Below are 24,139 nucleotides of genomic sequence, written 5' to 3' on the forward strand. Positions count from 1 at the left end.
TTGATTAAAAAAGGGATATTAACATGAATTACGCAATCATAGCAGCAGGAGAAGGGTCACGCCTGGCGCAGGAAGGGTTTACACTTCCTAAACCGATGGTGAGCCTCCATGGCGAAATGCTGATCGACCGGCTAATCGGAATTTTCATGCGGAATAATGCGGAGAAGATTATGGTGATCATCAACGAAGAATCGCCGCTGCTGGAAATGCATCTGATGGGCCTGGCCGAAAACCTGCCTATTCAGCTGGTAAAGAAATCGACGCCAAGCTCGCTGCATAGTGTTTACGAGTTGTTCAAAAGCGACCCGGAACTGAGCGAAGTTTGCCTGACAACGACCGATACTGTTTTCAGAGAAGAAGAATTCAGTGCATTCATTTCAGAGTTTGCCGAACAGAAGGTGTTGGAAGGCCAAATGGCGGTGACTGCATTCATCGATGACGAAAGTCCTCTCTATGTGGCAGTTGACGACGACGATCGCATTACTGCGTTCACCGATGACAATAGTACCGATACCCCGTTTGTTTCAGGCGGGATTTATTGTCTCAGGAGGAAAGCGATCGGGACGGTGAATGTGGCCGTGGAAAACGGTGTGAGCCGGATGCGGAACTTTCAGCGGCAGCTCGTGGCTGATGGGCTGCATTTGAAGGCCTATCCATTTACCAAAATCGTCGACGTAGACCATGTGAGCGACATTCAGACTGCTGAGTTGTTCCTGAGCGGAGAGATGGCTTTTTAGATTGAATTTATTACTAACAGACCGGGGCGTTTTGCCGGTCAACACCATAGATGAACGAATTAGAAATTCTGGGCGTGCACCGAAACAAAAAGTTCTCGCCCAACCATATCGGGAACGACGATGCGATTTTCAGCCAGACGGCCAAGGAGCTTGAAAAACTGGGATGCCGCATTACCATCTGTTGCGAAGATGAGTTCCTGGCCATGGAAACAGTGAATTACAGTAAGATTTTCACCATGGCGCGCCAAAAGCAGGTTGTGGCGAAGTTACAGGAGCTGGAAAAAAACGGGACGCAGATTCTCAACTCGGCATTCGGCATTGAAAACTGCTTCCGCACCAACCTGACCAATGCATTGAATAATGCCAACATCCCGGTTGCGGATAGCTACATCGTACCGACCAGCTATCAGGGTGACGAAGTTTTTGATCAGATCAAAGGGAAAGGTTACTGGATCAAAAGGGGCGATTTCCACGCTATCCACAAGGAAGATGTGTCGTTTGCCGCATCGCGTGAGGAAGCCAAGGAGATATTGCGGGAATACGCATTGCGTGAAATTCCTGACGCGGTAATCTCCCAGCATTTGATTGGTGACCTGGTGAAGTTTTACGGGGTGAGGGGAACAGACTTTTTCTTCTGGTTCTATCCGTACGACAATAACCATCATAAGTATGCTGAATACCAGCAGATCAATGGCAATTCGGTGTATTATCCGTTCAGCGCCGAAGGGTTGCAGAACACAGCGAATGAAGCGGCAGAGGTAGTGGGGATCGATATTTACGGGGGCGATGCCATTATCGGGAAGGACGGCGATTACCGGATCATCGACCTGAACGACTGGCCCAGTTTTGCACCATGCCGCGATCAGGCCGCCGGGCATATTGCCGGCCGGCTTTACCAAAGATTTTTGAATAACAATTAATGGAGACAACTACCACACCCCGCCCGCTGGCAGAAGAACCTGAAAAGACCTCGGCATTTGAAAATTCGCTCAAATCGAACGATACCGAGGAGCAGATCGACATCTGGTTTTACCGGCCGATAGGTTACCAAATCGCATTGTTTTGTGCGAAAGTAGGCCTGCGCCCGAACCCGGTGACGATCATCAGCATTTTCTTCGGCGTGGCGGCAGGGATATTGTTCTATCCGCAGCAGTTGTGGATCAATGTGATCGGCATGCTTTCGCTTATGTTCGCCAACTCGCTCGACAGCGCCGACGGTCAGCTCGCGCGGATGACGAACGACAAAAGCCGGTTCGGCCGCATTCTCGATGGGGTAGCGGGTGATTTCTGGTTCATCGCCATTCACATCGCGATCTGCCTGAGGAGCATGGAAGAGGGATGGAGCGCCTGGATCTGGGTACCCGGTGTAGTGGCTGGCGCGTCGCATATGATCCAGTCGGCGATGGCGGATTACTACCGCAATGTGCATTTGTTCTTCATCAAAGGCACCAACGGCAGCGAGCTCGATAACAGCCGCGACCTGCAAAAAGAGTATGACGAAATGAGCTGGACGCGGCAATTCGGAATGAAAATAGTGGCCAGGTTGTATTTGAACTACACCAAAGAGCAGGAGTTTTTCTCGCCTAAGCTGCAAAAGCTGCTGGCGGTAGTGAAGCAAAAGTATCAGAATGGCCTGCCTGCGAAGCTCATTACCGATTTCCGCGCGCAGAACAAGCCGCTGATGAAGTATACCAATATCGTCCAGTTCAACACCCGGGTGATATTCCTGTTCATCTGGCTGTTTCTCGACCAATCGTGGATCTATTTCTTTTTTGACATATTCATTCTGAACCCCATTCTGATCTACATGATCGTAAAGCAGGAGCAGGTGAGCAATCATTTTTACAAGAAGATAACCGCTGGCGAATACAATGGGTAGCAAGGCGTACAAAGCCCTTTTCATGGCAATCGGCATTTTCTCACTGGGCTATATGATCTATGGAACAGGGTTGCTCGTGATTTGGGAAAATATCAACAGGACGGGCATCTGGTTTCTGCCGGTAATCGGTAGCTGGCTGGTGATCTACATCCTGAACGCCCTCGCATTCCGCGCCATCATCCGCGAGCCGCAACTGCCCGAAACGAATATGTCGTTCTGGTCGGTGCTGCGGCTGACGATCTCCGGGTATGCGATCAACTACATTACGCCGTTCGTCGCATTGGGCGGGGAGCCTTACCGGATTCTGGAACTGAAACCGACGCTGGGCATTCAGAAAGCCACTTCCTCGGTGCTGCTGTACAGCCTGATGCACATGTTTTCGCACGTGCTGTTTTGGCTGGCTTCCATTGTACTTATCGTGGCAGTGGTCCCGTTGAGCGATGTAATGCTGGCCGGTTGTGGCATTCTGCTGGTGGTAGGCCTGGTTTTAGGGTATTGGTTTATTAATGTATACAAAAAAGGTTTCACGGTAAGCACCTTCCGCCTGCTTGAAAAAGTGCCTTTTATCAAACATAAAGCACGTGAATTTGCATTGAAGAATGCAGAAAACCTGTACGAAGTCGATGAGCAGATCCGGGTACTTTATTCCGACCGACGGAACGCATTTTACACTTCATTGTTTTATGAGTTCGCAGGAAGGGTAATAGGCTGTCTGGAAATCTATTTCACAGCCCACGCGATCGGAATGGAAATGACATTAGCCCAATCTCTGATAGTGAGCTCAGGATCATCGCTTTTCGCGAATCTGATCTTCTTCTTCCCGATGCAGCTCGGTACCCGCGAAGGCGGCCTGGCGCTGGCATTGAGAAGTGTAGGATTGCCGGCGGCGCAAGGGATTTTTATTGGAGTTGTTTTGAGAATCAGAGAGATAGTCTGGATTATCATTGGCTTAGCTTTGATAGGCAAGAAAACAAAAAATAACGAAATGAACGATAGCGAAGAACATGGCAACGGCTTAAAACCGGTACCCGTCCATGTGAAGAGTTCTTATCGAAATAATTGATTGAAAAATAAATGAGGCTGCGTTACTGTCAGCCTGAGCGGAGTCGAAGGCGATTTGCATGCCGCAACGACATTTCGACTGCGCTCAATGTGACAAATTGATTCGGCACGCTTAATTATTATGATTAAAGGAATTTTATTTGATTATGGCGGTACAATTGACACGAATGGCTTGCATTGGGCCAATGTGTTATGGGATGCGTATCAACATAATCACGTAAAGGTTGACAAAGACGCATTTGCGAATGCATACAAGTTTGGCGAGAGGGCATTGGCAATCCATCCGATCATCCAGCCGCATCATGTGTTTTATGATGTGCTGTTTCTCAAAGTAGAGCAGCAGTTTGGCTATCTGAAAGAAAACGGATACGAATTGGAAAGCCAGGCCATCGAGGCCATCGCCCGCGAATGCGACCGCGTCGCACGCACTAGTGTTGAAAAAGCCGCGCCGGTCCTCGAACAGCTGGCCGGTGAATACCCCCTCGTGATGGTTTCCAACTTTTACGGAAACCTGAATAGCGTTTTAAAGGAATTTGGCATTGCGCATTATTTCCAGTCTGTCGTCGAATCGGCAGTGGTCGGCGTCCGGAAGCCCGACCCCACCATATGGCAGTTGGGCGTGGAGGCGCAGGGCTTTCTTCCGCATGAATGCGTGGCAGTAGGCGATTCGTATTCCAAAGACATTCTGCCTGCGAAGGCAACGGGCGCGAAGGCGATCTGGTTGAATGTAGCGGGATTCGAAGAAGCTGCTGAAACGCAGGTATCGGTTGCCGATGCCGAAATAACAGATTTTGCCCAGGTGGCTGACACCATTAAAAGCCTGGGCTAGTTATCACAACCACACCCATAACCCAGGCCTTCACGCTTGGGGTACCGGTGCCGGACCAAACAAGAGTACCATGTACGATATATGTACCATCGGGCATATCACTTTGGATAAAGTAGTTACTGCCCAGTCTGTCAAGTATATGCCCGGGGGCACTTCGTTCTATTTTTCGAAGGCGCTCCGGCAGTTCGACGTCCGTTATATGCTGGTAACCGCCCTGGCTGAGAAAGAAAGCCATATCGTTGCCGGCCTGCGGGAGGAGAATATCGAAGTTTTTTCCCAGAACAGTCCTTACACCGTTTATTTCGAAAACATTTACAGCGCCAACCAGGACCACCGCGAGCAGAATGTGCTGCACAAGGCAGCGCCGTTCACCGTGTCGCAAATGCCGGCCATCGAAGCCAAGTACTTCCATTTGGGACCCTTGCTTTCCGACGACATTACTGTGGACCTCATTAAAATGCTGGCCGCCAAAGGCAAGGTTTCGCTCGACATTCAGGGCTACCTGCGTTATGTGAAAGACCAGAAGGTTTTGTACAAAGATTGGGAAGATAAAAAAGAAGCATTGCCTTACATCCACGTGCTCAAAGCCAACGAGTTCGAAATGGAGGTGGTAGCAGGCACCAGCGATGTGATCGAAGGTGCGAAATATCTCGCCAATCTGGGGGTAAAAGAAGTGATCATTACGTTGGGCAGTAAAGGATCGCTGATTTACAAAGACAATCATTTTTTTCAGATCCCTGCCTACAAGCCGACTGACGTCGTAGATGCGACGGGCTGTGGCGACACCTACATGGCAGGCTACCTGAGCCAGCGCGTGAAGGGCGCAGGCGTGCAGGAAGCGGGTGAGTTCGGGGCGGCGATGGCGACGCTGAAAATCCAGTCGTCGGGACCGTTTTCGGGCGATGCGGAAATGGTACAGGAAGTATTGCAATACGGCGAATGCGACCGTGAGATGATCGCGCAAGCCATTTTTTGAAAGTAGTTTTTGAATAAAGTCATGAAATACGTACTCAACATTCTGATGGCGCTGAGCCTGACGCTTGTTTCGTATGCGGGAGGAGTACCAGAGAAAAAAGCCGGCACGACGGCCGCGGACCCGGACGAATTTCCGGTTCCGAACAACGTTCCCGGATTACTTTTTTACATTCAGCGCGATCCGAATACGAATACAATCTGTTACCAGCTTAACGTCGACAAACAGGGGAAAATCAGCGAAAAGAACCCAGTTAACACATTCTGGATCCGTTATCCGGAAGGCGGGATACGAAAGGAGCTCAATTATTTGCAACGTAAATTTGCATACGGTATCAATTCGAAAGCGATCGGTAATGCTACCTATGAACTTCGTTCGGTAGCTTATTCCAAATTACCGCTCTACCTTCGGAGGGATACCCGGAACGAATACCATGTTTATACCAGCATCGATAAGAAGGAATGCATTCTCAGCAGGGTATTCATCCGGATCGACGGCGGTACCTTCTGGTCGCCTAACGTGCTCTACATCGAGCTGAAAGGAACCGAGATCGCCACAGGTAAAACTATTGTTCAGCGAATAAAACCATCCTGACATGCCTAAGAACTATGTCTCCAATGCAACGGAATCTTCAAGGATGTTTAAAAGCAACTTTCTTGAGGCATTCTCCAAGGTACATTACTCAGTGCCCCTTTTCATTTTCGTACCGGTGATCACCTACTTCTCCTGGAAGGCATTGGGCCCGGGGGAAATGGCCTGGTACACTTTTGTAGGCGTAATATTCGGGGGACTGTTCTTCTGGACTTTCACCGAATACTTTATGCACCGGTTTGTGTTTCATTTTACACCCCGCGGCAAGTTTATGGAGCGTATCCATTTTATCTTCCACGGTGTGCATCATGACTACCCCAACGATGCCAAAAGACTGGTAATGCCGCCGTCGGTGAGCATTCCGCTGGCAACAGGTTTCTACTTTCTGTTCACCGTTTTTTTGAGTGAATATTATGTGGCAGCCTTCTATTCGGGGTTCATGGCAGGGTATCTTTTTTATGATATGAGCCATTATGCGTTGCATCATGCCAATTTCAAATCCGCGTTCTGGAAGAGATTAAAAAAGCATCATATGCAACATCATTATTCAGATGCAAGTAAAGGTTACGGTGTAAGTTCAGATATTTGGGACAAGGTTTTCGATTCGAACGAAAAGCGCTCCCCGAAATCTAACTCAATCTAACTGTAACTTTAACTTATGAAGAACCTTGGAAATGAGAATTTAGACCAGGTCTTCAAAGATGAAATCACGAAAGTATCGGACTTCAAGTTCGGAACGACGGTGGTCAATGTCTTTGACGACATGGTGAGCAGGTCAGTACCTTATTACAACGAGATGCAGCGGATGCTCGCCGAGATCGCTGCCGACCATGTGAAGGAAGGGACATTTGTGTACGATCTGGGCTGTTCTACCGGCACCACGCTGATAGGACTGGACCAACTCATTCCCTCGGACATCCGGTTCATCGGGATCGACGAGTCGCAGGAAATGCTGGACAAATGCGATGTGAAGCTGAAAGAAGCGGGTTTTGTAAGGCCTTACGACCTCGTTTCGGGCGATTTGCACCAGCACCTTCCCATTGCCAATGGCTCTGTCGTGATCCTTTGCCTTACGCTGCAATTCGTAAGGCCGTTGTACCGCGAAAGGCTTCTGAAAAACATTTACGACGGATTGAACCCCGGCGGCGTGCTGCTGCTGGTGGAAAAAGTGCTGGCGGAAAGCAGCATTTTCAATCGTGATTTTATCAAATACTATTACAACTATAAGCGACGGAACCATTACAGCGAGCTTGAAATTTCGCAGAAACGCGAAGCGCTCGAAAATGTGCTGATCCCGTACAAGTTGTCTGAAAACATGCTTCTGCTGAAAGAGGCCGGTTTCGCCGACTGCGAAATTTTCTTCAAGTGGTACAATTTTTCAGGAATGATAGCTCACAAAAAATCATGATCGCGATCGGTAGCTTCTTTTTCAAGTACAGAAATAACCTGTTTATCATCCTGTATTTGCTGCTGTTTGTGCCGTCGCCACCGATCTTTTCGCGTGAGCAATTCGGCCCGGACTATTATCTCTACCCCGTGATCCTTGGATTGCTGGTGACGTTTTCAGGGGAAATCATCCGGGGCATTACCATCGGCCTCGCGTACATTATCCGCGGGGGGCGCGACAAAAAGGTGTATGCGGAAACGCTGGTGACCGAAGGTATTTTCCGGCATTGCCGTAACCCGTTGTATGTGGGTAATATACTGATGTTGCTCGGCGTGGGTATTCTGGCGAATTCCTTGATCTACGTCGGAATCGTAATGCCGCTGTTTTTGTTCATATATCAGGCGATAGTGCTGGCCGAAGAGAACTTTCTGAGGAATAAATTCGGGGCGCAGTTCGATGCCTATTGCAGTCGGGTTAATCGCTGGCTGATCAATTTCAGTGGTATCGCGAATACATTTAAAGACATGCGGTTCAATTATAAACGCTGGCTTTTGAAGGAATACAATACATTGCTGGTATGGCTGATAGGCATCGTGGCCATACTGATTTTCAAATACCCGGAGATCGTGCCGGAAGCGGATAACCGGATTTTAATTTTTGGCGTGATCGTGTTGGTACTCGGCGCATTGTATGCCTACGTGAGGCATCTGAAGAAGTCAGGAAAGATGACCGACAGTATCGCATAAACCATAACGGGTGGCGCTTGAAAAACGCCACCCTGAAATACGCCTTCTGGCACACTATTGGTTGAGCCCTCCTAAGCCCGAATTACACTTATTGACAATCCCCTAATAAATAAGCACCATGAATATTGTAATCGTAGGAGGAGGATTTGCCGGAGTGAACCTGGCGCTGGACCTTGCAAAGAGCGGTAAATTTGACGTAACGCTGGTTGATAAGAACAATTACAACTTCTTTCCACCGCTGATATACCAGGTTGCTACGGCCTTCCTGGAACCGTCCAGCATCAGTTACCCGTTCAGAAAGCTTTTTTCGGGGAAGGAAAATCTCCATTTCAGGTTAGGGGAACTGCAAAGGGTGGTGCCGGGAGAGAACAAGATCATCCTGCATAACGGCGAGCTGTCATACGATTTCCTCGTGTTCGCTACGGGCGCCGAAACCAATTTCTTCGGTATGGAGAATGTGAAGCGCAATGCGACGCCGATGAAAACGCTCGAAGATGCGATCAGTATGCGGAACAAGCTGCTGATGCAGATGGAGCAGGCTACGCTCAGCGAGGACCCGGCGGAAGTCAAAAAGCTGCTTACGGTCGTGATCGCGGGCGGCGGGCCTACGGGCGTAGAAATCTCCGGGATGTTTGCCGAAATGCGCAACGGCATTCTCCGAAAGGAATATCCTGAACTCGCCGGAAAAGGCAGCGAAATATACCTGGTCGATGGGAGCGAGGCGTTGCTTTCGCCCATGAGCAAGGCGTCGCAGGAAGATACCTATAAAGACCTGAGCAAGCTCGGCGTGAAAATCCGCCTCAATACCCACGTATCCGACTTTGTCGACGACAAGGTTTACTTCTCCGAGGGCGATAGTATCGATGCTAAAACACTCATCTGGGCGGCGGGGGTTACAGGCAGGGTATTCGAAGGTATTCCGGCGGAAGCTTACGGACGCGGCCGCAGGTTGCTGGTGGACGCGTACAATAAAGTCAATAGCACCTACAATATATATGCGATCGGCGACTGCTGCCTGCAAACCACGGATGAAGGCTTCCCGAACGGCCACCCTCAGGTAGCACAGGTGGCGATCCAGCAGGGTAAAAACCTTGCGCGAAACTTCGGACTGATCGCCGAGCATCAGCCGCTGCATGCATTTAAATATAACGACAAAGGCTCAATGGCCATCATTGGCCGCGCCAAAGCCGTAGTAGACCTGCCGTCGCCGAAAGTGCATTTCAAGGGCGTCATCGCGTGGCTGGCGTGGCTTTTCATACACCTTATTTCGCTTATCAACCATCGTAACCGTATGAAAACGCTTTACAACTGGATGGTTGCTTATTTCACCAAAGATCAGTCCCTGCGAATGATCATTAAGCCTTCGGTAACGCAGGAAAAGGTCGAATCGGTTTAATGGAACCGTAATTCAACGTTTATCGTTGGCAGTTTGACAAAAAACACTGAATTTTAGTAACCGAAAGCCATCAGAGCATTCATTCAGTGTGCAAAAAACCAAATAATGGAACCGATCACTATTGATGTAACTCAAAACACACCATACGGTCTCCAAAAACTTGACTCATCTATTTCTTTCCGGAGCTTTATCAGCTTTCTGGAAAGCAAAATCGATCAGGAAGAAACGGTCAAAAAGACATTTTTCTCGATGGTTCTCGACAAGTTGAAAGCCGACCCGGCTTTCAGCCAGGATATTCCGCTGTCGGAAATCAACAATTACAAGGAAGAACTGAGTTTGATCTATGGCATGCTCATGCCACCTATCGCCAACGAAAAGGAAGTTTTCTGGGCGTTGAGTGTCCCCGTCAGTCCCGTGGTTTTCTACGGCACGTCGGGCTTTTACAGTCTGCTTTTCCAGCAGGATGGCAATATCAGGTGCGATCTCATCGAAGACAGGGGCGTTAATTACAAGCAAAAGTTGCAGATGCTTTATGCCTTCATTCTGGAAAAGCTCTACCATTTCCCCCCGATGCACCACCCGGATATGATCATTACGCTGAAGGACGATCGTTCGGGCCTGCAGAAGTATTACCGGGTGCATATCGACAACCGTTTTTGTGAGGTATATGCCAAAGGCAGTCTTCCCGAGCTTGACCTCGATACACTGCGCTCCGATTTACAGGATAATTTCGATATCAATGTGTTTGCCAGCCTGCTGCCGCACAGCCTCTTTCATTTTGAAGGCTTTTCGGTAATCACGCTGAACGACGTTACGGCCGAGCATGCTGTCGAAAATATCAAGAACACCATTCTCGATCGCGCCTCCTATGATCCCAAAACGTATTTCAACTATGTAGCGGGCGCATTGAAGATGCTGGTCGAAAACCCTGCTATCGACTTCGGACTGATGGCCGTTCTGCGGGTCAACAACAAACTGGTTTTTGACCGGAGTTCTGTCCTTTTCAGCAAGCTCATGAGCGCTGCTACCGAGAACGATATGGCCGAGCAGACCTACCTCGATATGGCCACACAGTATTTCGAGGCCCCAAAAACGCTGCTGCTGCGTAACCTGGGCTCGGAGGACCAGCAAAAGCAGGACTTCATCCGCATTCTCCGGAACGACGGCGTCGAAGCCTATGCGCTGCTGCCCGTTTACCATGACAACAGGGTGGTAGGCGTTCTGGAAGTGTATTCCAAAGAGCAGAAATCGATCGATGAACGCCTGCTCGCCAAGCTGGACATTGCCTTGCCGTGGATCGCGCAGATGATGACCAACTACATCGATGAGTTCAATCTGCAGATCGACAACGTAATCCGCGACAAGTTCACGTCCTTGCAGCCTGCCGTTCAATGGCGTTTTCGTGAAACTGCCTGGCATTACCTTCGTGATAAGGCAATTAACCCACAAAATGCGGAAATAGAAGAAATCCAGTTCAGGAATGTATTTCCGCTTTACGGCGCGATCGACATCCGGAACTCCACACTTGAAAGAAATGCAGCCCTCAGGGAAGACCTCCGTCTCCAATTCAATGTATTGATAGAAACCTTTACTGTTCTTAAACAAAAACTCGGGTTCGGACTGGCCGACGAGATGATCTTCAAATGCAAGAAATGGATTGCTGACATCACCGACGAAAGTACTGATAACGACGAAATGAAAATCCGCGATTTCCTCGAAAACGAGGCGCACCCGTTCTTGCAGCATTTCAAGGAAGAAAGCCTGAAAATGTTTGGTTCGGGCGTAATGGATCCCGGCGAACTGGTACTGCGTAACCGCATCGATCAATATTTTGAAATGATTGACGAGGACCACGGCTCGGCATTTGCCAACCGCCGTGAGCTGGAAGCATCAATGCAGGCGATCAACTCCTCGGTTAATCTTTACCTTGATCTTTTCAGGAACGAAATCCAGGAGTCGTACCCATGCTATTTCGAAAAATTCCGTACGGACGGCATTGAATACGATATTTACATCGGTCAGTCCATTGAACCGGAGAAACGTTTCAGCGAACTTTACCTGAAAAATATCCGTCTGTGGCAACTGACGACCATGGCGGCCATTGCCAGGATTACGCATTCACTGATCCCGCAGCTGGAAAAGCCGCTGGAAACGACGCAGCTGATCTTCATTAATTCCGGCAGCATCGATATCAGTTTCCGGGACGACGAGCGGCGTTTCGATGTGGAGGGGGCATATAACATCCGGTACCAGGTGATTAAGAAGCGGATCGACAAGGTGCATGTGAAAGGCACCGGCGAGCGCCTTACTCAGCCGGGTAAGATTGCACTGGTGTATTTCAACAGCAAATCCGCCGAAGAATATATTGGCTATGTCCGGTATTTACAGGAAAAAAATACTTTACTGGATGATCTTGAATTCTTCGATCTGGAAGATTTACAGGGCGTTACGGGCCTGAAAGCGCTCCGCGTGGGCGTCAACCTGGAATCGGAATGGAATTAACGAAGCGCTTTATTTTTAACAGAACGTTTTATGAACTATAACCACCGGCTCGACAAGATTAAGCATCATGTCCACCATTTTTTCGGCACGAAGGCACTGGCGCAGCTCAGTTACCATAACCTCATCCACACCGAGTCGGTAGTGGCCAATGCCGTCAAGATCGCCAACCATTACCGGTTGGAGGACAAGGAAACTTTCATCGTTGTTACGGCCGCGTGGTTTCACGATACGGGTTACAGCACCGGCGCGGCCGAAGGGCACGAAAAGCGGGGCGCGGAAATGGCCGCGGAATTCCTGCGTTCGGAAGAAGTGGATCAGGATGTGATTGCGGAAGTAGAAGGGTGCATTCTGGCGACGGTATGGCCACAAAACCCGACCAATTTCCTCCAACAGATCGTTTGCGACGCGGATTTGTTTCATTTGGGCACGCCGGAATTCAGTGATTGGAACAAGCTGGTCAGAAAAGAAGCCGAACAGCGTCTTGGCAGAAAAATAGACAAGACCGAATGGCGGAAAAGCACGATTAAACTGCTTGAAAATCACAAGTACCAGACCGACTACTGCCGTGACCTGCTGGATAAACAGAAGAAAAAGAACCTCGAAAAGTTGAAGCAAAAGTTGCTCGAAGAATCACTCGAAGCGTCCGGCGAGCCGGATTCGTCGGTCGCGGCAATTCCTGCGGAAACGGTTTCGCTGGAAACGGCGGAGGTTCCGGTGGTGAAGCATCATAAAGAAGCATTCATTCCCGAAATAGCCGAAGGCAAAAAGAAAAAGGACGACCGGCCGGACAAAGGCATCGAAACGATGTTCCGGATCAGCTCCAACAACCACCAGCGCCTGAGCGATATGGCCGACAACAAGGCCCATATCATGATCACAACCACCTCGATCATCATATCGGTGCTCCTGAGCGTGCTCGTGCGCAAGCTCGAAGACAATGCATACCTTATTTTGCCAACCATGATGTTGCTCACGGTATGCATGGTTACAATGGTATTTTCGATCCTTTCCACCCGTCCGACTATCCCCGCCGGCACATTTACACAGCACGATATCGATGCTAAAAGTGTGAACCTGCTCTTTTTTGGAAATTTCTACCGGATGTCGTTCAACGAATACTCCCAAGGCATGCAGACGATGATGAACGACCGCGACTTTCTGTACGGAAGTCTTACGAAGGACGTTTATTCCCAGGGAGTTGTGCTGGGTAGGAAGTACCGCTTGCTTCGCGTGGCTTATAATGTATTCATGTTTGGAATCGTCATTTCGGTGGTCGCGTTTGTGATCGCCTCTATTTTCTTCGAACACTGATCCGCCGTCTTTATGGGAGCGTTCCGCTATTTTAATCGGGATATCAGTTGGCTTTCTTTCAACGAAAGGGTATTGATGGAAGCCGCGAACGAAGCCGTCCCGCTCATGGAACGGATCCGGTTTTTGTCGATCTATTCATCCAACCTCGACGAATTTTACCGGGTACGGATGCCTTACCTTCAAAAAAATGCTGCGAAGGATGCCGAGAACAGTGCATTTCTGGAAGCGGAGGCCATTGTGAACAGGCAGCAGGACGAATTCGGTCGCATTCTCACAAAGTCGGTTATTCCGGCATTGGCGCGGCTGAACATTCATTTTTCCTACAAAGAAGATATTTCAGCGGAAATAGCGGCTTTCGCCAAAAACTATTTTTATACACAAATCGCCGGTTTTTTGCAGCCGGTATACCTGACCGACAAGACCTCCTTTTTTCCGGAAAACAACCAGATTTACATTGTCGTAGTGCTGGAACTGCCGGGCGACAAGGAGAAGATCGCACTCGTGAATATCCCTGTGCCGCAACTCGACCGGTTTGTGAAAATCAGGCAGCCAGATGCCGAATACATCATTTTTCTCGAAGATCTGATCCGCTGCAATCTCGCGGTGCTTTTTCCGGATGCCGTCGAAATCCGGGCATTCAACATCAAGGTAACCCGCGACGCCGAACTGGATTTGCTCGATGAAAACGGCGACGACATGGCCGAGCAGGTGGAAAAGCAGCTGGGTAAACGCGACCTGGGTTTCGCCAGCCGGCTGCTGTACGAGCCGGGCTTGTCATTGAGGCATTTGCAGTACATCGTCAATGTCTTTGATCTCAAAATGGCCTCGCTCGTCGAAGGTGGGCGGTACCATAATCTCAAAGACCTGTCGTCGCTGCCCGTCGCTTCGCCGGCAATTTCCTACCCGGCGTGGCCCGCTGCACAGCATCTGGACGGTTTCGAGAAGACCGAAACCTTGTTTGAAGCATTGACCCGCCGTGATCTGATGGTCCATGCGCCCTACCAGACCTACGATACGATTCTCCGCTTTTTCAACGAAGCGGCCATTGACCGTTCTGTGCAGGAAATTTACACGACGATGTACCGTGTCGCCCACGACTCCAAGATCGCGCACGCCCTCATCACGGCCGCGAAAAACGGGAAGAAAGTGACAGTACTGGTCGAGTTGAAAGCGCGGTTCGATGAAGCGAACAATATCCGCTGGGCGAAGAAGATGAAAGCGGCCGGGGTGAAGATCATCCACAGCGTCAATGCATTGAAAGTCCATGCGAAGCTCGCTTTGGTGAAGCGGAAACACGAAACGCATACCCATCTCGGCCTGCTCGCGACGGGTAACCTCAACGAAGGTACCGCCCGCTTTTACACAGACCACATTCTGCTCACCGCTCATCCGGCAATGCTGAGGGAAGCTGAGCAGCTGTTCGGTTTTTTGAGTAAAAAGAAAAAGCCGGAGAAGATCGACGTGATGCGTTTCGAGCATCTGCTGGTAGCGCAGTTTAATCTTCAAAACCGCTTTATTGAGCTGATAGACAGGGAAATTGATAATGCTAAAAACGGTTTACCGGCGGGTATTACCATTAAACTCAATAACCTGGAAGAGGAAGTCCTGATCAACAAACTGTATGAGGCTTCGAATGCCGGCATTACGGTGAACCTGATCGTGCGCAGCATATGCAGGCTGGTGCCCGGCGTTGCGGGACAGAGTGAAAACATTCGCATCAAGCGCATTGTAGACCGCTACCTGGAACATGGGCGTGTATTTATTTTCCATAATAGCGGCTGGCCCGAGGTGTTCATGGGTTCCGCCGACTGGATGAACCGCAACATTTACCGCCGGATCGAGGTCTGTTTCCCGATTTATCACGAAGATTTGAAAAAACAGCTCATCGACATCCTCGGACTGCAATGGGAGGACACCGTGCAGGCTGTATGGATCGACGACAAACTCCGTAATGCGCCCGTTACCACGCTCCCTGGGGGAGTGCGCTCGCAGGAAGCGATTTACCAATATCTGACGGGAACCGTCGAAAATTATAAAAAGACATCTGATGAAAAACCAATATAGCACAATGCTGGCGGCTGTTGCACTGCTGGGCTTGCTGATAGCCGGTTGCAACTCGACGCAGAAAGAGACGGAGATTTTCCGCGGATATGACTTCAACAAACCTGAGAAGTTCAACATGCCCGAAAGCCTTTTCGAGGTATCGGGCATTGCTTTCGACAAAGGGCAAAGCGATACGGTTTATGCTATCCAGGACGAAGACGGCAAGTTGTTCCGGCTTGCTTGGGATGTGCCGAAGCAGAAGCATTCAAAATTTGGCAAAAAAGGAGATTATGAAGATGTTTCGATCATCAACGACCGCGCCTACATTTTAAAAAGCAACGGTACAATATATACATTCCCAATGGCCGAAGCGGTTTACCAGGAGCCGGAAGGGGTTTCAGAAGTGAAAGGTACGCTACCCAAAGGCGAATATGAAGGAATGTACGGGGATGAAGGTACCGGCGAGCTCTTCGTCATTTGCAAGAACTGCGCAGGCGATGATTCCAAGAACAGCGTTTCGGGCTACATCCTGAGAACCGGACCAGATTCGGTCATCGCGGAATCGGGCAAGTTTGCAATCAATGTGGACGAGATCAAAGCAATTACCGGCAAAGTAGCACGCGGTTTCAGGCCGTCGGGCATCGCACGGAACCCGGTTACGAAGGAGTGGTACATTATTTCGGCCGTGAACCAGATGGTCGTGGTAGCTGACCGGCAATGGAAAGTGAAGGACGCCCACCACCTGAACAGCAACATGTTTATCCAGCCGGAAGGCATCGCATTCGACAATGCGGGTAACCTTTACATTTCCAATGAAGGCGACGACCTTTTCAGCGGAAATGTGCTCAAATTCAGAAAATCGGGCCAATAGGGCCATACTGACATCCTATGAACAGACATTTACTCCGTTTACTCGCTTTCGGGACGATTTTGGCAGGCATATCGTCCTGCGCCAGTTATAAAACACGTTTCTCCCGGGAAGGCGCTCAGTGGCAGTCGGCCTCGCCGGATCCGGCGCTGGAACTGAAACATACGATGTACCTGATCGGCGATGCAGGTAACGATTCGCCCGAAAACCGCGCGCCGGTTTTGGAATACCTCAAAACAAAGTTGGGTACAGAATCGAAAAATAGCTCCGTATTGTTTTTGGGAGATAATATCTATGAATCGGGCATGCCGCCGTCGGAGGACTCTGCGGCGCGTAAAGTGGCCGAGTTTCGCATTAACTCTCAGCTCGAAACACTGGAAAATTTCAAGGGCCATCCGATTTTCCTGCCCGGTAACCACGATTGGCGTGGCTGGGGCGTGAAAGGATTGAAGCGCCAGGAAAAATACATCCAGAAATACATCAATGAGCGCCGCGGGAAAAAGGATAAGGACGAGTATGAAGACTATTTTCTGCCATTGAACGGCTGCTCAGGCCCGGAAGTGGTGGAACTGAACGACAATGTGGTGATCATCATCGCCGATTCGCAATGGTGGCTTACGGACTGGGACCGCGACCAGAAGATCAACGACGGCTGTGAAATCAGGAACCGTGAGCAGTTCCGGTTTGTATGGGAGAACGTGGTGCGCAAATACCGCAGCAAGCACGTCGTGATTGCCATGCACCACCCGCCTTATACCTACGGCCCGCACGGGGGAAGGTTTACGATTAAGCAGCACATTTTCCCGCTTACGGAACTGAATCCGAAGCTTTACATTCCGTTACCTGTGCTCGGCAGCCTCAGCGCATTGTTCCGTGCAACGATCGGTTCGCGACAGGATGTGGCCAACAAGCATTATAAGGAGCTCCGCACGGCGGTGCTCGCGGGCGCGAAAAAGAACGGTAAATTCATATTCGCCAGCGGCCACGAACACACATTGCAGTTTATCGAAAATGACGGCCAGGAGTTTATCGTGAGCGGTAGCGGCTCTAAAAACAGTCCGGTTGGTCTCGGAAAAGGGTCCATGTTTTCTTCCTCCAAACTTGGTTTCTCGACATTGAGCTTCTACGCCGGCGGCGAAACCTGGACCAAATTCTGGGAAGTTACCCCGGACGGTAAGGAGGCCAAATTGGTCTTTCAGCACAAAGTGAAGGATAAGCAGCAGATCGAAATGCCGGATTCGACCATCGCATTTACAGAATATAACCAGCATGCCGATTCGACAACGAAATTCATCGTTAGCAACGAGGTCAAGCCGATCGGCAAAGTGCATAAGGCCATGCTCGGCGAGCATTACCGGCCATTGTACCTGCAACAATACCGCTTTCCCGTACTGGACCTTGCTACTTACAAAGGCGGCGTGACGCCCATCAAGCAGGGCGGGGGTAACCAAACCAACTCGCTGCGCCTCCGCGACGGCGAAGGCAAGGAATATGCAATGCGGGGGCTTACCAAGGACGTAAGCCGCTTTCTGCCGTTCCCGTTCAACCAGATGATTGCCGCCCAGTACCTTGTTGAAGATAACTTTTTGTCGACCAACCCGTTTGCACCGTTGAACCTTCCTGCGCTGGCCGGCGCGATAAATGTGTATCATACGAACCCGAAAATGTATTATGTGCCGGCCCAACCCGGTTTGGGTACGTTCAACAGCCTTTTTGGCGGCACGATGAACCTTGTCGAGGAACGCGCCGACGGAAAAAAATGGAAGGATGCCGATTTCTTCGGTAATCCCGACAAGATCGTGAGCACGCCTGAACTCGTGGAGGAGTTGCTGGAAAGCAGTAAAGCCAGAGTCGATGAGCAATGGGCTATTCGCACCCGTTTGCTGGACTTCATCATCGGCGACTGGGACCGCCACGACGACCAATGGGCATGGGCCTCCACAAAACAGAAGGACGGGACGACATTATATCGCCCTATTCCCCGCGACCGTGACCAGGCATTTTCGCGTTACGACGGCTTCCTGACCAATATCGCGCGGCAGACGCTGCCATTTCTGCGGCAATTGCAGACCTATGGCCCGAAGATCCAGAGCATGAAATGGACGACCTGGAGTGCCCGCCTTTTCGACCGGACCTTTTTGAATGAGTTGAGCTGGGAGCAATGGGAGGAGCAGGTAAAATACATTCAGAAAAACCTTACCGACGAGGCTATTGAAGCGTCTTTCAAAGACTGGCCGGCAAAAGCGCGCGAAATGGCTTCCGGCAAAATGATCGAAGGGCTGAAAGCACGTCGCGCACATCTGATGGAGATCGCACGCACGCATTATGAGTTTGTCAGCAAAGAAGTAAATGTAATCGGTACGGAAGAGGAAGAACGGTTTGTGATCGAGCGGGTGGATGATGCGCATACGCGTGTAACCGTGTATGAGACCGGTAAAGAAGGCCGTATCAAGCACCAGAACTACCAGCGTGTTTTCGAAAATGCCGTAACGCATGCCATTAATATCTATGGAAATGGCGACGACGACGAATTTATCGTTAAAGGTGATGTACACAAAGGCATAAAGCTGCGGCTGATCGGCGGGCTGGGTAAGGACGTTTTCGCGGACAGTGCGCGGGTGAGCGGTGGCGGGAAGAAGACGCTCGTTTATGACGATTTGAAAAACAATACCATTATTCCCGGCCCGGATACGAAGGACAAACGCACGAGCCTTTACCGCTTCAACGTGTACGACCGCCGTAGTGCAGATAGTAACTACGACATTACATTACCGCTCCCGCTGCTCGGCGCCAACCCCGACGATGGTTTTTTCCTCGGTGGGGCCGTGAATATCACCAAATACGGATTCAAGAAAGAACCCTATGCATCGGTGCAGAGCATCGGAGGAAGTTTTGCAGTCAGGACACAAGGTTTTAAGGTGAATTACACCGGCGATTTTATCAATGCGTTCAAAAAATTTGATTTCTACCTCGATAGTTACTACCGCGGACCCAGATATGCGTTCAATTACGCGGGCTTGGGCAACGAAACGGAGCGACCTGTGGACGACGCCAATTTTTATCGGGTACGCCAGAGTGCATTCTATGTCAATCCCGCGCTTAAAAAACGTTTCGCAGGACATAATGGCTTCGTTACATTAGGGCCTGTATTTGAGGTAAACGACATTCAGGCCACTGCGAACAGGTACATTACCAGCAGCGAGAATGGTCTGCCGGATGATATTTTCAAGACAAAATATTATAGCGGAGCTAAGTTTACCTTTAATTTCAGCAGTATCGACAACCTGTTTTCACCCCATACAGGCATCCGTTTCAATGCGGCGCTGAACTGGACGGCCGATCTGAAAAGCGACCGGAGCTTCACCGGCCTCCGCGCGCAATTTGCTTGGTATACCGCACTCGACCAGAAGGAAAACCTGATCCTGGCGACACAGGTGGGTACGGGTGTTAATTTCGGAAGCGGGTTCCAGTTTTTCCAAATGCCGAACATCGGCGGTAAACTCGGGCTCAGAGGATATCGTACGGAGCGCTTCTATGGAAAAAGCTCGTTCTGGCACGATACGGACCTGCGCCTGCGCCTCGGCAGTAGCTATAACCCGACGTTGCCGCTTACCTACGGTATTTTCGGAGGCTTCGACTATGGCCGCGTATGGCTCGACGGTGAATCCTCGGACAAATGGCACTACAATTATGGCGGAGGCGTCTGGCTTTCCCCTGTCGATGCACTGACGATAGCCGTCGGCGCATTTATACCGAAGGAGAAAAACGAAGAGAAGCCCCGGATCGCCTTGCAGCTCGGGTTTTGGTTCTAATTCAACGAATCGCGCATGGCTTTGGCGCGTTCTTCGAACTGGCGTACGGTCGGCAGCCGATCGGATGCCCATTGTTTCAGTTCAAAGTCATTTCCGGAGGTGCCTTCAATCTCCATCATATGCACCACGCGCTCCTGTATCTCTACCATCTGGTTGAGATACAGTGTGTCGAGACCAACACCCGTTTGCATGGCCAGGCTGTCTAGTTGCTGCTGCCGTTCGTCGGAAAGGGTGGTAGGGATCTGTACTTGCCTGGCCGCAGCGAACTTTTGCAATTCCTGCCCGACCTTCGTGTTGTCCGTCGTCATTTGTTCGCCGTAATCCCGGATACTCTTCTGGGTAGCGCCCGAAGCGGCAAGCTGGCCTGCATTTACCTGGAACAGGGCGTCGTCGGCCGCCTCCTGAATAAACTGCTTGTCGAGCTCGCCGATTAAAGACGGATCGGTTTTGTCGTCGTTTTCGCAAGCCGCTACGGCGAAGCAAAGGGGAATCAGTAATAGGAGTATGTAACTGCGCATAAACATCTGGATTGTTTCGGGACAACGGATAATTATTATGCCAGCGAAAAATATAAATTTGTAATATTAGATCTACACAGCACCTATTCCCGCGAGAGGCGGAATTGAATGAGCACAGAGAAGCAGGAAGGATTCGAAGACGGGAGGCCGCCGGCACCTGAGGTAATGTACCGCGCGATTTTTGACAATACCACGGATGCCATTGTGCTATGCGACGATGACGGCTGCTGCACGGACATTAACGATGCGACTTACCGGATGCTCGGATGTGAACTTGGCGATCTCAGAGGGGTTTGCATTGCCGACATTATTGTACTCCCGGAAAAAATACCTTTTAATGTGGTATGGAAGAACTTCCTCAATGGTGAAATTCTCAACGGTTTGATGAAAATCCGGAGGAAGGATGGCACCCTGATAACCGGTAGTTTCAATTCAAAAGCTCATATTCTGCCGGGCCTGCACATGTGCGTGATCACGGATGTGACCGAGCGGCTGGAAAAAAAGCAGGAGCTTATGGAAAGCGAGCGGCGGTTCAAAGCATTGGTCCAGGAGGGTGCAGACCTTATTGCGATCCTGGATGAACAGGGTAATTACAAATTTGTAAGCGAAAGCAGTTATCCTATTCTCGGTATCCATCCCCAGGATTTTATCGGCAAAAATGCATTCGACTGGATTCATCCCGACGACCGGGAGGCTGTTCTGGCACTGTTTTTAAAAATCGGGGAGTACAGGCAGATCAAAACGGAGCCTTTCCGCTTTATGGATAGCCTCGGAGCATACCGGTGGATTGTGACGACAGCCACCAACATGAGCGACGATCCGGCAGTCGGGGGTGTCGTGACAAACTCCCGGGACATTACCGAAGCGGTGGTTAAGGCCAAAGACCTCGAGATCAGCAACGAGCGGTACCGCCAGCAGAACGAACGGCTGCGGGAAATAGCCTGGACGCAGTCGCATGTGGTGCGGGCCCCGCTCACACGCCTGATGGGCCTGGTCGATCTGCTTCAAACGGGTGACGCCGGGAATATGCCGGTCGAAACCGTGCTGGACCTGATAAGGATGTCGGCCGTTGAACTGGACGAGGTGATCCGGGAAGTTGTACGCAAAGCAGATAAAGTTCAGAACGATGACGAATGACGGGCTTAAAATCCTTTTGGTAGACGACGACAAGATCATGTTGTTTCTTCATGACACCTTTCTCAAAAGAAGCGGGGTGTTGTGCGATACCGTGCTTTGCTACAACGGGCAGGAAGCATTGGAATACCTGGATACGAATCAGGCAATGGAAACTACTTTTCTCGTGTTGCTGGATATCAACATGCCCATCATGAATGGTTGGGAATTTTTACGGGCGATCCGCGACCGGCCGTATTTGCCGAAAGTGCTTATCGTGATGGTGAGCTCGGCTACCGAGGAAACGGAAAAAGCCCGCGCACTCAATTTTGGCCAGGTGATTGATTATCAGCAAAAACCACTCACCATTGAAACCTGTCGGCGGATCATCGGTTCTGACAAATTGCGGGGATTCTTTGATCACGTGATTCCGGAATAAAGTATCCCCATTTTCAACAGTAATAAAACCGGGTATTTGTGTCCAAAATGCACTGTCTTTACTATTTTTAAGGGTAATTTCAGATTTCAACGTTCTAAAAAGCTCCTATTTGAAAGACATTTACAATTCCGGATCTTTTGAGCAGCTTTGGCAAGAGGAGGCAGAAATAAAGACCCGGGTACAAAACCGGCTGTTCTGTATTACGTTCCTGGTTTGTAACCCGTTGTCATCGATCGCCTTTTTCCTCTCGGGCGATCCGTTTTTCTACACACTGCTGTCCACGCATCTTTTATCGGGCGCCATTATTCTGGGATATATGTTCCTGAATTACAGGAAAGTAATATCAGGTCAGCAGATGAGTTTCTATACCTTTTCGACGCTGATCTTATTTTACACATTTTTGTTGTCGAAGCCACACCTTTCGTATGTACAATCCTGCCTGAACCTCACGCTCGCGGTCATTTTCGCGGGTCTCGTATTGCGTTGGCCGTTGCGGTATGGGGTGATCGTTTCGGCTATGGGCCTGTTGCTCTACCCGGCATCGATCCATTTTTTGAGCGACACTTCTTTATCAGAATTTTTCGAACAAGGCGGGGTTTTTGTGATGGCGGCGCATGTCCTGTTCCCCTTTATCGTGAAAATGAATTACAACAAGGACAAACGAGAATTCTATTTCCGGTACACGCTGCAACAGCAGAACGACGCATTAGAAAGACAAAAAACCATTGCCGAGCAGGCAACAAAGGCTAAAACCGACTTCCTTTCGATGATGAGCCATGAGATCCGCACACCGCTGAACGGCATTGTGGGAATGGTGCATTTAATGATGCAGGAAGAAGAACACAGCGAAAAGCCCAACGACCTGCTCAAAACTTTGAAGTTTTCGGCCGATCATCTGATGGCGGTCGTCAACGACGTGCTGGATTTCAATAAGATCAACTCCAACCATGTAGTGCTCGACCCTCAGCCGTTCAATCCGTTCGAATTCTTTGATATACTCAAAAAAACGTTCGACCCGAAAGCCAACGAGAAGGGCATTGCGCTTGCATTTTCGATTGATACCGGCTTGCCGGCTCAACTGGTCGCCGACCGCCTCCGGCTGAGTCAGGTGCTCACCAATCTGATCCATAATGCGATCAAATTTACGGCGAATGGCTCCGTCACGCTGGATGTGAGAGAAGTTGCCCGTACCCCCGAGGCGACGGCGCTTGATTTTGTCGTTGCCGACACCGGTATAGGTATTCCGAAGTCGGAGCAGGCAGGTATTTTCGAGATTTTTACACAGGTAAGAACAAGGACCCATTCCGACAGCGTGAGTGGGACCGGGCTTGGTCTTGCCATATCCAGGGAACTGATGCGCCTGTTCGGCACCGAAATCCATTTGGAAAGCGAGGAAAATAAGGGATCGCGTTTCTCGTTCCGGCTATCGCTACCTTATTCGGAGCAACCACTGGCACCGCGCCGGCCGGTGACGCCCGTGGTTGCCGAGGAAATACCGGAGGTAAGGGTGCTCGTGGCCGACGATAATAAAACGAACCTGGTCCTGGCTACGCAGCTTCTGAAACGCCGGAACATCCTCCACGACACGGCTTCCAATGGCCGGGAAGCCTACGAAATGTTCAGCCGGAACCGGTACGACCTTGTGCTGATGGATCTCCGGATGCCGGTCATGGATGGTTTCGAAAGCACCGCGCTCATCCGTGAGCTGAATCCCCATGTACCCATTATCGCGCTTACAGCCTCCGCGTTCGAAAACGAGAAAGAGCGGGCCATGGCCAACGGTTTCTCCGGCTATTTTATCAAGCCTTTCATCCCTCAGGATTTCTACGATTATATCTTTCCTTTTCTGGGAATCGCTGTAAAATAATATTTATTAGGTTTATAGTGATATAGGCATATCTTTGAGGCCCGGCAGTTGTGGCTCCGGCCTGTG

20 protein-coding genes are annotated in these 24,139 nt (G+C 50.1%); 19 read left to right on the plus strand and 1 reads right to left on the minus strand.

The window, feature by feature from the left end:
- The first annotated feature begins 23 nt into the window (after positions 1-23).
- From AAHB90_RS02720 to AAHB90_RS02795, 16 genes are all read left to right on the plus strand, one after another.
- A complete protein-coding gene (locus AAHB90_RS02720) occupies positions 24-737 on the plus strand; it encodes a nucleotidyltransferase family protein (protein WP_342083366.1) in 714 nt (237 codons plus the stop codon).
- Positions 738-787: 50 nt separating this feature from the next.
- Positions 788-1,657: a hypothetical protein gene (locus tag AAHB90_RS02725; RefSeq protein ID WP_342083367.1), complete on the plus strand. Its 870-nt coding sequence runs from the start codon at positions 788-790 to the stop codon at positions 1,655-1,657.
- Positions 1,657-2,616, plus strand: a complete 960-nt coding sequence (locus AAHB90_RS02730; RefSeq protein ID WP_342083368.1) for a CDP-alcohol phosphatidyltransferase family protein — start codon at positions 1,657-1,659, stop codon at positions 2,614-2,616. The genes AAHB90_RS02725 and AAHB90_RS02730 overlap by 1 nt, the downstream gene beginning before the upstream one ends.
- The gene (locus AAHB90_RS02735) at positions 2,609-3,679 is read left to right on the plus strand and encodes a lysylphosphatidylglycerol synthase transmembrane domain-containing protein (RefSeq protein WP_342083369.1); all 1,071 of its coding nucleotides are present in this window, start codon (positions 2,609-2,611) and stop codon (positions 3,677-3,679) included. The genes AAHB90_RS02730 and AAHB90_RS02735 overlap by 8 nt, the downstream gene beginning before the upstream one ends.
- A gap of 120 nt (positions 3,680-3,799) precedes the next feature.
- Positions 3,800-4,507 (plus strand): HAD family hydrolase, encoded by a 708-nt coding sequence (locus tag AAHB90_RS02740; protein ID WP_342083370.1) that lies wholly within the window; start codon positions 3,800-3,802, stop codon positions 4,505-4,507.
- A 70-nt stretch (positions 4,508-4,577) separates the two neighbouring features.
- Positions 4,578-5,483, plus strand: a complete 906-nt coding sequence (locus AAHB90_RS02745) for a PfkB family carbohydrate kinase (protein WP_342083371.1) — start codon at positions 4,578-4,580, stop codon at positions 5,481-5,483.
- Between the two features lie 21 nt (positions 5,484-5,504).
- A complete protein-coding gene (locus AAHB90_RS02750; RefSeq protein ID WP_342083372.1) occupies positions 5,505-6,074 on the plus strand; it encodes a DUF4833 domain-containing protein in 570 nt (189 codons plus the stop codon).
- Between the two features lies 1 nt (position 6,075).
- A complete protein-coding gene (locus tag AAHB90_RS02755) occupies positions 6,076-6,714 on the plus strand; it encodes a sterol desaturase family protein (protein ID WP_342083373.1) in 639 nt (212 codons plus the stop codon).
- 15 nt (positions 6,715-6,729) lie between these two features.
- Positions 6,730-7,479 (plus strand): carboxy-S-adenosyl-L-methionine synthase CmoA, encoded by a 750-nt coding sequence (gene cmoA, locus AAHB90_RS02760; protein ID WP_342083374.1) that lies wholly within the window; start codon positions 6,730-6,732, stop codon positions 7,477-7,479.
- Positions 7,476-8,204: a methyltransferase family protein gene (locus AAHB90_RS02765; RefSeq protein ID WP_342083375.1), complete on the plus strand. Its 729-nt coding sequence runs from the start codon at positions 7,476-7,478 to the stop codon at positions 8,202-8,204. The genes cmoA and AAHB90_RS02765 overlap by 4 nt, the downstream gene beginning before the upstream one ends.
- Positions 8,205-8,322: 118 nt before the next feature.
- Complete coding sequence (locus tag AAHB90_RS02770) at positions 8,323-9,600, plus strand: NAD(P)/FAD-dependent oxidoreductase (protein WP_342083376.1); 1,278 nt, start codon at positions 8,323-8,325, stop codon at positions 9,598-9,600.
- A gap of 105 nt (positions 9,601-9,705) precedes the next feature.
- Positions 9,706-12,102: a GAF domain-containing protein gene (locus AAHB90_RS02775; protein ID WP_342083377.1), complete on the plus strand. Its 2,397-nt coding sequence runs from the start codon at positions 9,706-9,708 to the stop codon at positions 12,100-12,102.
- A gap of 30 nt (positions 12,103-12,132) precedes the next feature.
- Positions 12,133-13,413, plus strand: coding sequence for a Pycsar system effector family protein (locus AAHB90_RS02780; protein WP_342083378.1), 1,281 nt, complete (start codon positions 12,133-12,135; stop codon positions 13,411-13,413).
- A 12-nt stretch (positions 13,414-13,425) separates the two neighbouring features.
- A complete protein-coding gene (gene ppk1 / locus AAHB90_RS02785; RefSeq protein ID WP_342083379.1) occupies positions 13,426-15,477 on the plus strand; it encodes a polyphosphate kinase 1 in 2,052 nt (683 codons plus the stop codon).
- Positions 15,461-16,327 (plus strand): SdiA-regulated domain-containing protein, encoded by an 867-nt coding sequence (locus AAHB90_RS02790; protein ID WP_342083380.1) that lies wholly within the window; start codon positions 15,461-15,463, stop codon positions 16,325-16,327. The genes ppk1 and AAHB90_RS02790 overlap by 17 nt, the downstream gene beginning before the upstream one ends.
- Before the next feature lie 17 nt (positions 16,328-16,344).
- Complete coding sequence (locus AAHB90_RS02795; RefSeq protein ID WP_342083381.1) at positions 16,345-20,136, plus strand: metallophosphoesterase; 3,792 nt, start codon at positions 16,345-16,347, stop codon at positions 20,134-20,136.
- Here the strand turns inward: AAHB90_RS02795 and AAHB90_RS02800 are convergent.
- Positions 20,133-20,654, minus strand: a complete 522-nt coding sequence (locus AAHB90_RS02800) for a DUF4142 domain-containing protein (protein ID WP_342083382.1) — start codon at positions 20,652-20,654, stop codon at positions 20,133-20,135. The genes AAHB90_RS02795 and AAHB90_RS02800 overlap by 4 nt on opposite strands.
- Before the next feature lie 108 nt (positions 20,655-20,762).
- Here AAHB90_RS02800 and AAHB90_RS02805 point away from each other — a divergent pair, with 108 nt between their 5' ends.
- The 3 genes from AAHB90_RS02805 (at position 20,763) to AAHB90_RS02815 (ending at position 24,073) form a co-directional block, all read left to right on the plus strand.
- On the plus strand, positions 20,763-21,791 hold the full coding sequence (locus AAHB90_RS02805; RefSeq protein ID WP_342083383.1) for a PAS domain-containing sensor histidine kinase: 1,029 nt from the start codon (positions 20,763-20,765) through the stop codon (positions 21,789-21,791).
- Positions 21,781-22,206 carry a response regulator gene (locus AAHB90_RS02810; RefSeq protein WP_342083385.1) on the plus strand — a complete coding sequence of 142 codons (426 nt, stop codon included), beginning with the start codon at positions 21,781-21,783 and terminating at the stop codon, positions 22,204-22,206. The genes AAHB90_RS02805 and AAHB90_RS02810 overlap by 11 nt, the downstream gene beginning before the upstream one ends.
- 109 nt (positions 22,207-22,315) lie before the next feature.
- Complete coding sequence (locus AAHB90_RS02815; protein ID WP_342083386.1) at positions 22,316-24,073, plus strand: response regulator; 1,758 nt, start codon at positions 22,316-22,318, stop codon at positions 24,071-24,073.
- Positions 24,074-24,139: the final 66 nt, after the last annotated feature.

This window comes from Dyadobacter sp. OTU695 (assembly GCF_038440355.1).
Classification (GTDB): domain Bacteria; phylum Bacteroidota; class Bacteroidia; order Cytophagales; family Spirosomataceae; genus Dyadobacter.

Bases quoted from the DNA above. Each gene is read 5' to 3' on its own strand.
- AAHB90_RS02740 (WP_342083370.1), top strand. From the start codon at position 3,800: ATGATTAAAGGAATTTTATTTGATTATGGCGGTACAATTGACACGAAT.
- AAHB90_RS02795 (WP_342083381.1), top strand. From the start codon at position 16,345: ATGAACAGACATTTACTCCGTTTACTCGCTTTCGGGACGATTTTGGCA.
- AAHB90_RS02770 (WP_342083376.1), top strand. From the start codon at position 8,323: ATGAATATTGTAATCGTAGGAGGAGGATTTGCCGGAGTGAACCTGGCG.
- AAHB90_RS02810 (WP_342083385.1), top strand. From the start codon at position 21,781: ATGACGAATGACGGGCTTAAAATCCTTTTGGTAGACGACGACAAGATC.
- AAHB90_RS02730 (WP_342083368.1), top strand. From the start codon at position 1,657: ATGGAGACAACTACCACACCCCGCCCGCTGGCAGAAGAACCTGAAAAG.
- AAHB90_RS02735 (WP_342083369.1), top strand. From the start codon at position 2,609: ATGGGTAGCAAGGCGTACAAAGCCCTTTTCATGGCAATCGGCATTTTC.
- AAHB90_RS02725 (WP_342083367.1), top strand. From the start codon at position 788: ATGAACGAATTAGAAATTCTGGGCGTGCACCGAAACAAAAAGTTCTCG.
- AAHB90_RS02720 (WP_342083366.1), top strand. From the start codon at position 24: ATGAATTACGCAATCATAGCAGCAGGAGAAGGGTCACGCCTGGCGCAG.
- AAHB90_RS02765 (WP_342083375.1), top strand. From the start codon at position 7,476: ATGATCGCGATCGGTAGCTTCTTTTTCAAGTACAGAAATAACCTGTTT.
- cmoA (WP_342083374.1), top strand. From the start codon at position 6,730: ATGAAGAACCTTGGAAATGAGAATTTAGACCAGGTCTTCAAAGATGAA.
- ppk1 (WP_342083379.1), top strand. From the start codon at position 13,426: ATGGGAGCGTTCCGCTATTTTAATCGGGATATCAGTTGGCTTTCTTTC.
- AAHB90_RS02780 (WP_342083378.1), top strand. From the start codon at position 12,133: ATGAACTATAACCACCGGCTCGACAAGATTAAGCATCATGTCCACCAT.
- AAHB90_RS02800 (WP_342083382.1), bottom strand. From the start codon at position 20,654: ATGCGCAGTTACATACTCCTATTACTGATTCCCCTTTGCTTCGCCGTA.
- AAHB90_RS02805 (WP_342083383.1), top strand. From the start codon at position 20,763: ATGAGCACAGAGAAGCAGGAAGGATTCGAAGACGGGAGGCCGCCGGCA.
- AAHB90_RS02755 (WP_342083373.1), top strand. From the start codon at position 6,076: ATGCCTAAGAACTATGTCTCCAATGCAACGGAATCTTCAAGGATGTTT.
- AAHB90_RS02745 (WP_342083371.1), top strand. From the start codon at position 4,578: ATGTACGATATATGTACCATCGGGCATATCACTTTGGATAAAGTAGTT.
- AAHB90_RS02750 (WP_342083372.1), top strand. From the start codon at position 5,505: ATGAAATACGTACTCAACATTCTGATGGCGCTGAGCCTGACGCTTGTT.
- AAHB90_RS02790 (WP_342083380.1), top strand. From the start codon at position 15,461: ATGAAAAACCAATATAGCACAATGCTGGCGGCTGTTGCACTGCTGGGC.
- AAHB90_RS02775 (WP_342083377.1), top strand. From the start codon at position 9,706: ATGGAACCGATCACTATTGATGTAACTCAAAACACACCATACGGTCTC.